General features: G+C 65.3%; 11 protein-coding genes. 7 read left to right on the forward strand and 4 right to left on the reverse strand.

Annotation, left to right across the window (positions count from 1 at the left end; translation table 11 throughout):
- The first annotated feature begins 9 nt into the window (after positions 1-9).
- From DDZ17_RS11410 to DDZ17_RS11435, 6 genes are all read left to right on the forward strand, one after another.
- Positions 10-366: a HesB/IscA family protein gene (locus DDZ17_RS11410; protein ID WP_116366908.1), complete on the forward strand. Its 357-nt coding sequence runs from the start codon at positions 10-12 to the stop codon at positions 364-366.
- Position 367: 1 nt separating this feature from the next.
- Complete coding sequence (sufT, locus tag DDZ17_RS11415; protein WP_116366910.1) at positions 368-907, forward strand: putative Fe-S cluster assembly protein SufT; 540 nt, start codon at positions 368-370, stop codon at positions 905-907.
- The gene (locus DDZ17_RS11420; protein WP_116366912.1) at positions 907-1,335 is read left to right on the forward strand and encodes a SufE family protein; all 429 of its coding nucleotides are present in this window, start codon (positions 907-909) and stop codon (positions 1,333-1,335) included. Before sufT ends, DDZ17_RS11420 begins: the two co-directional genes overlap by 1 nt.
- Before the next feature lie 150 nt (positions 1,336-1,485).
- On the forward strand, positions 1,486-2,517 hold the full coding sequence (locus DDZ17_RS11425; RefSeq protein ID WP_157976585.1) for a zinc-dependent alcohol dehydrogenase: 1,032 nt from the start codon (positions 1,486-1,488) through the stop codon (positions 2,515-2,517).
- Between the two features lie 23 nt (positions 2,518-2,540).
- A complete protein-coding gene (locus DDZ17_RS11430) occupies positions 2,541-3,836 on the forward strand; it encodes an MBL fold metallo-hydrolase (protein ID WP_116366916.1) in 1,296 nt (431 codons plus the stop codon).
- 112 nt (positions 3,837-3,948) lie between these two features.
- Positions 3,949-4,956 carry an HPP family protein gene (locus tag DDZ17_RS11435; protein WP_157976586.1) on the forward strand — a complete coding sequence of 336 codons (1,008 nt, stop codon included), beginning with the start codon at positions 3,949-3,951 and terminating at the stop codon, positions 4,954-4,956.
- Positions 4,957-4,992: 36 nt separating this feature from the next.
- On the opposite strand, the gene hmpA is transcribed toward DDZ17_RS11435, so the two are convergent.
- Positions 4,993-6,171 carry an NO-inducible flavohemoprotein gene (gene hmpA / locus DDZ17_RS11440; RefSeq protein ID WP_116366920.1) on the reverse strand — a complete coding sequence of 393 codons (1,179 nt, stop codon included), beginning with the start codon at positions 6,169-6,171 and terminating at the stop codon, positions 4,993-4,995.
- A 190-nt stretch (positions 6,172-6,361) separates the two neighbouring features.
- On the opposite strand from hmpA, the gene norR reads away from it, so the two are divergent.
- Positions 6,362-7,921, forward strand: coding sequence for a nitric oxide reductase transcriptional regulator NorR (gene norR / locus DDZ17_RS11445; protein WP_116366922.1), 1,560 nt, complete (start codon positions 6,362-6,364; stop codon positions 7,919-7,921).
- Positions 7,922-7,939: 18 nt separating this feature from the next.
- On the opposite strand, the gene ppnN is transcribed toward norR, so the two are convergent.
- Genes ppnN through DDZ17_RS11460 form a run of 3 tightly spaced genes read right to left on the reverse strand, consistent with a single transcriptional unit; the run spans position 7,940 to position 11,539 of the window.
- The gene (gene ppnN / locus DDZ17_RS11450) at positions 7,940-9,301 is read right to left on the reverse strand and encodes a nucleotide 5'-monophosphate nucleosidase PpnN (RefSeq protein ID WP_116366925.1); all 1,362 of its coding nucleotides are present in this window, start codon (positions 9,299-9,301) and stop codon (positions 7,940-7,942) included.
- Positions 9,302-9,340: 39 nt separating this feature from the next.
- A complete protein-coding gene (locus DDZ17_RS11455) occupies positions 9,341-10,156 on the reverse strand; it encodes an NADPH-dependent F420 reductase (protein WP_157976587.1) in 816 nt (271 codons plus the stop codon).
- 51 nt (positions 10,157-10,207) lie between these two features.
- Positions 10,208-11,539 (reverse strand): amidohydrolase, encoded by a 1,332-nt coding sequence (locus DDZ17_RS11460; protein ID WP_116366929.1) that lies wholly within the window; start codon positions 11,537-11,539, stop codon positions 10,208-10,210.
- Between the last annotated feature and the right edge of the window lie 62 nt (positions 11,540-11,601).

Here is an 11,601-nt window from a genome sequence, read left to right on the forward strand (position 1 = left end):
GAGTCAGTCATGTCCGTAGAGCGTTTTGACGTGAGCCGCGACGCCATCTCCGTGTCAGAGGCGGCGGCCAAGCACCTGAAGCAGCAACTGGAAAAGCACGGCGGCCGCGGCGTGCGCATCAGCGTGAAAGAGAGCGGCTGCACCGGCTACATGTATGTGATGGACGAGGTGGAGCACAGCGAAGCCGGCGACGTGGTGATGAACCTGGACAACGGCCTGGAGCTGTATATCGACCCGGCGTCGCTGCCGGTGCTCAAGGGCACCGAGATCGCCTTTGAGAAAGAGGGCATCAACCGCACCATCAAGTTTCTCAATCCCAACGTCACCGCTGCCTGCGGTTGTGGCGAAAGCTTCAGCGTGAATTGATATGAGTGCCCAGGAACGCACCCTGCTTACCACCACCCGGGACTGCCCCGGCCGGCTGGTGCCGGTGGGCACGCCGGTGACCATTCCGGCCCACACCTTCGTCACCCTGACCCAGTCGCTAGGGGGCAACTACACCGTGATCCACCACGGCAACATGGTGCGGGTGGACGGCACCGACGCCGACGCCCTTGGCCTTGAGCCGCTGAAGCTGGAATACGCCGCCCCCGCCGACGGGCAGATCAGCGAGCCCCAGGTGTGGGATGCGCTGCACACCGTGTACGACCCCGAAGTGCCGGTGGATCTGGTGAACCTGGGCCTGATCTACGAGTTGGCCATCGACCAGGCCACCGGCACCGTCACCATCCAGATGACCCTCACCGCCCCCGGCTGCGGAATGGGCCCGGTGCTGGTGGGCGATGTGGAATACCGGGTGGCCCAGGTGCCGCACGTGAAGAAGGTGCAGGTGGAGCTGGTGTTCGACCCGCCCTGGAGCCGGGAGATGATGTCCGAGGAAGCCCAGCTCGAAACGGGGATGTTCTGATGAGCAATAACCCCTTCGGCAACAGCATCACCGCCGCTGACATCATTGACACCCTGTCCTTCTTCGACGACTGGGAAGAGCGCTACAAGTACATCATCGACCTCGGCAAGGAGCTGCCGCCGATGGACGAGGCCAAGCGCACCGACGAGCGCAAAATCAAGGGCTGCCAGAGCCAGGTGTGGATTGATACCGCCCTGGAGAACGGCCGCCTGCAGATGGACGTGGACTCCGACGCCTTCATCGTCAAGGGCCTGCTGGGCGTGGTGCTGGCGGCCTACAACAACAAAACCCCGAGCGAGGTGCTGGCCTTCGATATCGAGGGCTACTTCAGCGAGCTCGACCTGATCCGCCACCTGTCGCCCACCCGGGGCAATGGCCTGCGAGCCATGGTGGCGCGCATCCGCGATATCGCCACCCACGCCGCCTGACCATCTCCCGGGCCGCGCGCCGGCGGTCACACCGGCTACCACTCTAACCACTCTAACCACGCTCCAACCATCGCCCCGATTGACCTTTGCCCACGCTGGCGCCTATTATTAATGCGATCGTATTAATTTAGTTTGAATAAGAGCTACGCCATGCCCACCATGACCGCCGCGCGCATTCACGCGCCGCAGGATATTCGCCTGGATACCGTCGACGTTCCCCCCGTGGGGCCGAGGGATATACGGGTGCGCGTTGTGCACTGCGGTATCTGCGGCTCCGACCTCAGTTATTCGAAGATAGGCGGCATTCCCGGCGCCCACAGCCCCTTTGCCTTCGGCCACGAGTTCGCCGGCACCATCGAGGCCATCGGCGAGGAGGTCACCCACCTGCGGGTGGGGGAGCGCGTGGTGGTCAACCCCGAGGCCGGCGGCAACGGTATCGGCAGCGACGGCCTGAGTGGGGCCTTTGCCCCCCTGGTGGTGGTGCGCAATGTCACACCGGAATCCGGCTCGGTATTCACGCTGCCAGATCATCTGGACTTTGACATTGGCGCCCTGGTGGAGCCCCTGTCGGTGGGCATGCACGCCGCCAACCAGGGCCGGGTTGGCCCCGGCGACAAGGTGGTGGTGCTCGGCGCCGGGCCGGTGGGCCTGGCGGCGGCCATTGGCGCCCGCCACCTGGGCGCCGCCTCGGTGGCGGTGGTGGACCGTTCGGAGCACCGCCTGGCAGTGGCGCGGGAACTGGGCCTGCAGGCGCTGGGCGCCGAAGACAACCCAGCCGCCCTGGCCACCCAGCTCAAAACCCTGCACGGCAGCGTGCACAACGACCCGCGCCTCGGCGAGCAGCCCGGCACCGACGTGTACATTGAAGCCACCGGCGCCGGGCCGGTGTTCCAGCAGATTTGCGCCACCGCCCGCAAGGGCGCGCGCGTTGTTGTGGTGGGGGTGCATTTTGCCCCGGTAGAGCTGGACATGCTCAACCTGCTGATGCGCGAGCTGAACATCACCGCCGCCATGGAGTACCCGGTGGAGTTCCCCCAGGTGATTGAGATGCTCAGCAGCGGCAATATGGATGTGCGCCCGCTGGTGAGCCACCACTTTCCCCTGTCCGATTTTGATGCCGCCTTCGCCCAGGCCCAGCGCCCCGGCGAGACCATGAAAGTCCTGGTGGACTGCCAGGCCTGACCCCCACAAGCGAGAAGCCCAACATGCGCGAGCCGATCTATAAAACCCGCCCGGTTGCCCCCGCCGCCGCCACCTTCAACCAGCGCTGCCGGCGTATCAATGATTTTATTGTGATGGCCGAGGCCTGCTCCAACGCCTACCTGATCGAAACCCCGGCGGGCAATATTCTGGTCAACAGCGGCATGGGCTTTGAAGCGCCGGTGCTGGACAACAACTTCAAAGCGTTCAGCCAAGGCGACATCAAATACCTGATCACCACCCAGGGCCATGTGGACCACCTGGGCGGGGTGCAGTATTTCCGCGACCGCCACCCCAATCTGGTGTACATCGCCCAGGCCGGCAACCCGGAACACCAGGCCTACGATGCCCGCCTGCAGCCCTTTCGCGCGGCCCGCTCGGCCTTTCGCTTCCAGGCGGAGTTTGCCGAGCTGTTCAAGGGCTACGCCGCCGCCGGCTATACCGACATCAGCCCCCAGGACCACCCCACCCCAGACCAGACCTTTGAGGACCGCCACACCCTGACCCTCGGCGGACTGACCCTGGAGCTGATTGCCGTACCCGGCGCCGAAACCAACGACTCGCTGGTGATCTGGTTGCCGCAGCAGCGCATTGTGCTCACCGGTAATCTGTTCGGCTGCCCCTTCGGCCACTTTCCCAACCTGTCCACCATCCGCGGCGACCGCTACCGCGACGCCCTGGTGTGCGCCCGCGCCGCCGAGGTGGTGCGCGATCTACAACCCGAGTTGCTGCTGTATGGCCACCACGACCCAGTGCAGGGCGAGGCCCTGATCAGCGCCGAACTGACCGCCTACCGCGACGCCATTCACCACGTGCACGACGCCGTTGTGGCAGGCATGAACGACGGCAAAGCCCTGCACCAGCTGCAACAGGACATCACCCTGCCGGCCGAGTGCGAGGTGGGCGAGGGCTACGGCAAGGTGAACTGGGGCGTGCGCGCCATCTGGGAAAACTACGCCGGCTGGTTCAAGCACGACTCCACCACCGAGCTGTACAGCGTGCCGCGCTCGGCGGTGGATGCCGACCTGGTGGCGCTGGCCGGGGCCGCCGCGCTGGTGGAGCGCGCCCAGGAGCGCTTTGCGGCGGGGGAACCCGAGGCCGCCCTGCACCTGCTGGACATTGTGCTGGGGGCGCAACCGGGCAACCCGGAGGCCACCGATCTGGCCATTGCTGTACACCAGCGCCTGCTGGAGGATGCCCGCACCTTCAAGACCACCGGCAACTTCTGGCTTACTGGTTGGTTGGAGGATCGCATCAAGCTGCTGCGCGGCGGCCACACGCCAGCGCTGGAGAACGTCTGACAGACTGGCCCCCGGCATCGGAATTACCGATAAGGGTTAGCGACACTAGCGGCTGTTATGGATGAGCACAAGGCGCTACAGTAGCGCCTTTTTTTCTGGACCCAGCCCACCCATGCCCGCACCGCCACCTGCCCCCACAGCGCCGGACACGGCATCCCTGCCCGCCCGCCTGGCGCGCGAAACCGCCAGTTTGCTGGGCATTGGGCCCGGCAACACCTCGCACCGGGAAAAGCTGCTGTCCGCCACCGGCGCGTTTGTTGGCATTCTCTGCTTGAGCCTGCTGGCCCCGCGGCTGTGGGGCGATACGGCGGGGGTGCTCATCGCCACCTCCATTGGCGCCTCCACGGTGCTGCTGTTTGCCATTCCTCACGGCCCCCTGTCGCAGCCCTGGCCGGTGCTACTGGGTTACAGCGTGTCCGCCGCCATCGGCGTGAGCTGCGCCCGCTTTATTGCCGACCCGGCGCTGGCCGCAGCCTGCGCCGTGGGCGGGGCGGTGCTCGCCATGCACTACCTGCGCTGCCTGCACCCGCCGGGCGGGGCCGCCGCCCTGGCCGCGGTGGTGGGCGGCGAGCAGGTGCGCGCGCTGGGCTACGACTACCTGTTAAGCCCCATCCTCTACAACGGCCTGCTGATGGTGGCGGTGGCGGTGGCGTTCAACATCTGGTTTCGCCACCGCCGTTACCCCACCCACCTGTCTCACCTGGGCAGCCGTTCAGCGGCAGCGCCCGCCACCGCCGGCACCGGCCAGCACATCACCCACGAGGACATGGCCTGGGCCCTGCAAAAAATGGATCTCTACGTGGATGTATCGCCAGAGGACCTGTGCGAACTGTTCGAGCTGGCGGGGGATCACGCCCGCGAGAGTGCCGCGGCGGAGGTTGCCATTGAGCCCGGCGCCTATTACAGCAACGGCCTCACCGGCTTTCAGTGGCAGGTGTTGAAGGTGGAGGAGATCACCGACGCCGGCAGCGAACGCCGGGGCCGGGTGCATTTCCAGGTAGTGCACGGCCCTTCCCTTGGCGAGCACAGCTCACTACCGCTGCACGCCTTTCGCCAGCGCGCCCGGGTGCGGGTGCGCTGGGAACAGGGCCACTGGATCAGGGATGCGGCCGGGCAGTAGGTCCGGCCGCTTGTCGATGTCGCTGTCGCTACCGCCTCAGGCCACCAGATCCTCGGCGGGGCCGAAGAACTCAAAATGCACCTGGCCGGCGGGCACGCCGAGTTGCTCGGCAATCCGCCGGGCCTGCACCATGAAGGGCTTGGGGCCGAGGAAGTAGTAGTCCACATCGTGCTCGCCGCCAAGTTGGTCGGCCACCAGTTCCGCGCTCACCAGACCCTGGGCGTGGGGCCGGCACTCGGGCCGCGGCTCGTTGTAAACGTAGCAGGTGTTCAGGTTGTCGTTGGCCGCCGCCAGTGCGTCCACATGACCGCGAAAGGCGTGGGCGCCGCTGTTTAGGGCCGCGTGGATGAAGTGAATACGGCGGCCGCTGCCAATGGCGCTGTTCAGCATGCTGATGGCCGGGGTAATGCCCACGCCACCGGTCAGCAGCACCAGCGGGCGCTCGCTGTCGCGCAGCACAAAATCACCGCAGGGCGGCAGCAGGTTGACGCGGTCGCCCGCCTGCAGGCGTTCGTGCAAAAAGCCCGACACCAGGCCCTCCGGCTCGCGCTTGACGCTGATGCGGAAGGCGTCGCCCCCCGGCGCGTCCGACAGGCTGTAATTGCGGCGCACGCTCTGGCCGTCGATGTCCAGCAGCACGGTGATGAACTGGCCCGGGGCGTAGTCCGGCAGGCTGCCACCGTCGCAGGGCTTGAAGTAGAAGGAGGTAATCACCTCGCTCTCCTGCTCACGCCGCACCAGTTCGAAGGCGCGGGCGCCGCGCCAGCCGCCGGGCTTCTCTTCGTTGGCGGTATACACCGACTCCTCGGCACCAATCAGCAGGTCGGCCAACTGGCCGTAGGCGGCGCCCCAGGCGGCGAGAATCTCCGGTGTGGCGGCCTCGCCCAGCACCTCGGCAATGGCGGCCAACAGGCACTCACCGACAATGGGGTACTGCTCCGGCTGGATGCCCAGGGCACAGTGTTTCTGCACGATGCGCCCCACCGCCTCGTCGAGCACGCCGAGATTGTCGATATTGGCGGCATAGGCCACCACCGCGTTGGCCAGGGCCCGCGGCTGACTGCCACTGCCCTGGTGGCTCTGGTTGAAGTAAGGAATCACTTCGGGGTAGCGCTCGAACATCAGCGGGTAAAAGCACTGGGTGATCTGCTCCGCGTGCTGCTGCACGGCGGGCACGGTGGCTTTGATGATGTCGATCGTGGGCGCATCTAGCATGGAAATACCTCTTGTTGTCGGTCAGCTGTGGTCGGTCAGCCTTGGGGCACCCTGCCCCAGCACCCGGCCTATACAGGTTTCGTGCCAACCCGCCGGAGCCTGCAAAACCAGGGGACTCCGGCTCAATCAGGTCAGAATAACCCACGCACTCACCCTGTCATTTTGACTGCAATAGGTTAAACTGACCCACATGCCTATCCAGCCCATCATCGACCTCATTGAGGACCTGAACCGCGACCTCACCGCCCCCCAGCGGTACCAGCGCGTGGTGCAGGCCGTTCACCACGCCATTCCCTGCGATGCGGTGGCCCTGCTGCAGCTGGAGAACAACGCCCTGCACCCGGTGGCCGTGATCGGCCTGCGCCACGAGGCCATCGGGCGCCGCTTCGACCTGCACCACCACCCGCGCCTGGCCGCCATCCTACGGCGCGAAGAACCCACCCGCTTCGAAGCCGACAGCCCCCTGCCGGACCCCTACGACGGGCTGGTGGAGGCTGAACACCACCTGGCGGTGCATGACTGCCTGGGCAGCCCGATTTACATCGACGGCGAGCTGTGGGGCGCCCTGACCCTGGATGCCCTGCAACACGGCACCTTCGACAACCTCTCCTGGACCGAGCTGCGGGCCTACATTGCCGCCGCGGCCGCCACCATCAAAACCAGCTTGCACATCAGCGCCCTGCGGCAGCGGGCCGAACAGAGCGCGGCCATCGCCCAGCGCCTGATGGAAACCGACACCGCGCCGGAGCTGCTCGGCCGCAGCCCCGCCATGCACGCCCTGCTGGAGGAAATTCGCACCGTGGCCCCCAGCGACCTGTCGGTGCTGATCACCGGCGAAACCGGGGTGGGCAAGGACCTGGTAGCCCGCGCTATCCACAGTGCCTCGCGCCGCGCCACGGCGCCCTTGGTGCAGGTGAACTGCGCGGCGCTACCGGAATCGGTGGTGGAAAGCGAGCTGTTCGGCCACCTGCGCGGCGCCTTCACCGGCGCCAGCCGGGACCGCAGCGGGCGCTTTGAGCTGGCCGATGGCGGCAGCCTGTATCTGGATGAAATCGGCGAACTGCCGCTGGGGGTGCAGGCCAAGCTGCTGCGGGCCCTGCAGAGCGGCGAGATCCAGCGGGTTGGCAGCGACCGCACGCTGTCGGTGGATGTGCGCATCATCGCCGCCACCAACCGTGACCTGGAACAGGAAGTGCAGGCCGGCCGCTTCCGCGCCGACCTCTATCATCGCCTGAGCGTCTACCCGATGCAGGTGCCCCCGCTGCGCGAGCGCCAGCGCGATGTGGAGATTCTCGCCGGGCATTTTCTGGAGCAGCTGCAACACCGGCTCGGCATCCAGCACCTGCGACTGAGCCCCGCCGCCACGGCACAGCTGCGCGGCTATGACTGGCCGGGCAACGTGCGCGAGCTGGAGCACCTGCTGAGCCGGGCGGCACTCAAGGCCCGGCGCGAGCAAGCCGGCAGCGCCGCCACGGTCACCATCGGCCCCACCCAGCTGGAGCTGCCGCAAACCGCCACGCCGCCAGAAGCTGCTGCCCCAACTATTACCCCAACTATTACCCCAACTACAGCCAGCGGCGTCGCCGGCGCGGGCCTGCGCGAGCGCACCGACGACTTCCAGCGCCAGTTGATTACTGCGGAGCTACAGCGCCAGCAGGGCAACCTGGCCGCCACCGCCCGGGCCCTGCAGGTGGACCGCAGCAACCTGGCCCGCAGCATGCGCCGCCTGGATATCAGCGCGCCCGCCTAGCCATTGCCCTGGCAGGCGTCAGGCCAGCCGGTAGCAGGGCTGGTATTCGCCCTCACATTCGCCCAGCTTCATGCGCTGTTCGCGCACCATCATGCGCAGCAGGGTGTCCATGGATTGCAGCAGGCGCGGGTCGCCGTGAATGCGGTAAGGGCCGTGGCGGCGCACCTGCTCAATGCCAAAGGCTTTTACGTTACCCGCCACCAAGCCGGAGAATGCCCGCCGCAGTTGGCTGGCCAGGGCCGCGGTGGGCAGCGCCGGGTTGAGGTCCAGCGCCGCCATGTTGTCGTGGGTGGGCACAAAGGGCTGCTGCAGCGAGGGCTCGATGGCCAGATCCCAGTTGAAGTAGTAGGCCTGGCCCCGCTCCCGGCGCCGGCTGTGCACCTCGGTCACGGCGGCCTTGACCGCGCGGCCAACCGCGCCGGCGTCGCCGACAATCACCTGGTAGTAATCGCGCACGCCCTCCCCCAGGCAATCCACCAGGAAGCGTTCCAGCTGGTCGAAATAGCCACGGCACTGGGCGGGGCCGGCGAACACCAGCGGAATGGCGCCGTGGTTGCCCTCGTGCATCAGAATACTCAGCAGGTAGAGCACCTCTTCCACCGTGCCCACCCCGCCGGGAAACACGACAATGGTATGCGCCAGGCGCACGAAGGCCTCCAGCCGCTTCTCGATGTCCGGCATGATGACCAGTTCATTGACGATGGCGTTGGGCGATTCCGACGCGATAATGCCCGGCTCGCTGATACCAATATAGCGCCCGTTCTTCACCTGCTGCTTGGCATGGCCCACCGCCGCCCCTTTCATGGGGCCTTTCATGGCGCCAATGCCGCAGCCGGTCACGATATCCAGCCCGCGCAGGCCCAGTTCGTAACCCACCTGCTTGGCGAAGTCGTACTCTTCCCGGGGGATGGCGTGGCCGCCCCAGCACACCACCAGTTGCGGCGGCACATCGGGCTGCACAATCCGCGCGTTGCGCAGCATGCGAAACACCATGTTGGTGGTATCCGCCGGGGAGGTATCGGCCCGGTTGGCAGACAGCAGCTTGAAGTCGGTGTAGACAATGTCGCGCAGGGCAGAGAACAGGTGTTCCTGAATGCCGCGAATCATCTGCCCGTCGACAAAGGCCTGGGCCGGCGCGTTGCTCAGTTCCAGCTTCAGGCCCCGCGGCTGGGGCACCACCTTAATATCAAAATCGGAGTAGTCCGCGTAGATCTGCGCCGCATCATCCTTGTCGCTGTCGGTGTTGAGAATGGCCAGCGCGCAGCTGCGAAACAACTCGTAAAGCTCACCGCGACTGCCAGTCAGGCCTTCGATTTCCGCGCGGGACAACAGGTTGAGGGACTTGATGGGGTTGATAACGGCGTGGGGGATTTTCTGCATAGTGTGCTTCCGCTGTACTTGGTGATGCGCCCGCCCCCATTACGGCGCCGGACACGGCGGCACGGCGGCGTGGTAGGTCGGGAACTGTGCCAGATTATCGCTATCGGCCACCGGCGCATACCATTCATCATCCCAGATGCAGTACCAGTGGCTGTTCGGCAGGGTGCGCAGTTCAAAACCCAGCCGCCGCTTCTGGATAGCGGGCACAAACCAGAGCCGCGCCCAGGCCTCGATGTCGCGGGCAAGCCGCAGCGGCCCCGCATCGACCGGCTCAATGCCAAGATCAAAGGCCAGCCGGGCCACCACCTCCTTGGCGGCGCGATCATCGGCGGCAATAAAGGTACTGGTGCGCTCACCCAACACCAGCGGATCGTCGATAACAAAGGAGCCGGCCAGTACGGTTTTCACCACCCGCGCCCCGGGGTTCCACTGCTGGATCAGCTCTGCGCTGGAGGTGTCCACCTGGCTTTGTAGGTAGCCATCCGCCGCCTGGCGCGCCGGCGTGGAGATATCCACCACAATTTTGCCATCGAGCGAACCGAGGTTCCTGGCCACGGTGGCCATCGCCGGCCAGGGCACCGCCAGCACCACAATCTCGCCCTGCTGCGCCGCCGCCAGCGGCAGGGCCGCGCTCGCCCCCTGGCCGCTGCGTGCAACCAGCGCGCGCACTGCCTCCCGGCCGGGGTCGCGACTGCCATACACAACCTGGTAGCCTTTTTCCGCCAGCTTCGGGCCGATCGAGTCCCCCATGTCGCCGGTGCCAATGACCGCCACGACCCTGCCAGCACTGAAGGCGTCTGGCATGGGTACAGCCAATAGCAGCGCCACAACGCTTGACCACAACACTTGTCTCATACGCATTTCCTCCGACCCTGTTCGACCCTTAAAAGAGGATAACAGGTATGGCTACTTTGGCCTCGCTGTATCCAACACAGCCAGCGTCAGTACCGTAACCCCGGTACGTATCGCCCCGACAGGGTCGGGCGCAAAATAAGGGGAGTGGTTCACCGGCAGCGGAGCGCCGCGTCGCTCGTGATCAGCAATCATGGCAGGGTCAAAACCACCAATGACGAAGTACACCGACGGCACGCCGGCATCCATAAATGCGGCAAAGTCCTCGCCGGGGGCCGAAGGCGGCGCACTCGCTGGCAATACGGTGGCCCTACCCGGCAGCGCCGAATCGAGCATTTCACCCAGATGCCGAACCATGGACGTGTCGTTCATCATGGGCGCGGCTCCACCGCGATGAATAATGTCGGGCTCCGGAGCGCCAGCCATCAAGGCAGCCGCCTTGGCTGTGCGTCGCACCCCATCTTTCAGCACAGACAGGTGGGCAGATGAGAAGGCTCGCAATGATAGTTTCAAGGTCGCTGTATCCGGAATGATATTGGCGACAGTGCCTGCATTGAACGCCCCCACCGTGATAACACCAAACGCGCCGGCATCTTTTTCGCGACTGACTATCGATTGCACGTCAGTGACAAAATGTGCCCCCATAACCACCGGGTCAATCGTGGCTGAAGGCATCGAACCGTGGCCACCACGCCCCCGGAACACGATCTCCAGTGTGTCAGTTGCACTGGAACTGGCGCCTTCTTTGAGTAAAACCGAACCGGCAGGGAAGGGAGCAACATGGGCGGCAAAGCCAACATCCGGCCGGGGGAACCGCTCGAACAGGCCGTCATCCAGCATGGCCTTGGCGCCACTCAGCGTTTCTTCCGCTGGCTGACCCACAAACAGCAACGTGCCACGCCACTGATCCTTCATCGACAACAGTGCCTGGGCGGTGCCAACCCACCACGTCATGTGGGCATCGTGACCGCAGCTGTGTGTGGTCAATTGCTCTTTGCCATCCACCGCTTCACGATAAACACTGGCGTAAGGGAGTCCGGTCTTCTCCTCCATCGCAAGACCATCCAGCTCGGTGCGCACAAGCACAGTAGGCCCAACGCCATTACGATAGATCGCAACAACACCGGTCTTGCCGACACCTTCGGTCACCTCAAACCCCAGGGCCCGCATCCTGGCGGCAAGCAGCCTGGCAGTGCGAACTTCACGGAATGCTGTCTCGGGATGGGAGTGCAAATCCCGATAGAGCCGGCCAAGCTCGGGCGTATGGCGATCAAGGTGCGTCTCTATTTCTGCCCTGGCCCACGCACTGTCAAATTCAGCAGCATGGATATTGCCAGCACCGGCCAGGCTCACCGCAACAGCGCATAAAAGGAAACGAATTTTCATAGCATTGCACCTTGGTTCAGAAGGACGAGTGGAACGATTGACCGAGGACACCCCGGCCTCGG

The organism is Parahaliea mediterranea, assembly GCF_003402235.1.
Taxonomy (GTDB): Bacteria; Pseudomonadota; Gammaproteobacteria; order Pseudomonadales; family Halieaceae; genus Parahaliea; species Parahaliea mediterranea.

What these genes read in the sequence shown, in the direction of transcription:
- ppnN (WP_116366925.1), bottom strand. Translation starts at nt 9,301, where the DNA reads ATGCAGAAAATCCCCCACGCCGTTATCAACCCCATCAAGTCCCTCAAC.
- DDZ17_RS11425 (WP_157976585.1), top strand. Translation starts at nt 1,486, where the DNA reads ATGCCCACCATGACCGCCGCGCGCATTCACGCGCCGCAGGATATTCGC.
- DDZ17_RS11460 (WP_116366929.1), bottom strand. Translation starts at nt 11,539, where the DNA reads ATGAAAATTCGTTTCCTTTTATGCGCTGTTGCGGTGAGCCTGGCCGGT.
- DDZ17_RS11435 (WP_157976586.1), top strand. Translation starts at nt 3,949, where the DNA reads ATGCCCGCACCGCCACCTGCCCCCACAGCGCCGGACACGGCATCCCTG.
- DDZ17_RS11420 (WP_116366912.1), top strand. Translation starts at nt 907, where the DNA reads ATGAGCAATAACCCCTTCGGCAACAGCATCACCGCCGCTGACATCATT.
- sufT (WP_116366910.1), top strand. Translation starts at nt 368, where the DNA reads ATGAGTGCCCAGGAACGCACCCTGCTTACCACCACCCGGGACTGCCCC.
- norR (WP_116366922.1), top strand. Translation starts at nt 6,362, where the DNA reads ATGCCTATCCAGCCCATCATCGACCTCATTGAGGACCTGAACCGCGAC.
- DDZ17_RS11410 (WP_116366908.1), top strand. Translation starts at nt 10, where the DNA reads ATGTCCGTAGAGCGTTTTGACGTGAGCCGCGACGCCATCTCCGTGTCA.
- hmpA (WP_116366920.1), bottom strand. Translation starts at nt 6,171, where the DNA reads ATGCTAGATGCGCCCACGATCGACATCATCAAAGCCACCGTGCCCGCC.
- DDZ17_RS11455 (WP_157976587.1), bottom strand. Translation starts at nt 10,156, where the DNA reads ATGAGACAAGTGTTGTGGTCAAGCGTTGTGGCGCTGCTATTGGCTGTA.
- DDZ17_RS11430 (WP_116366916.1), top strand. Translation starts at nt 2,541, where the DNA reads ATGCGCGAGCCGATCTATAAAACCCGCCCGGTTGCCCCCGCCGCCGCC.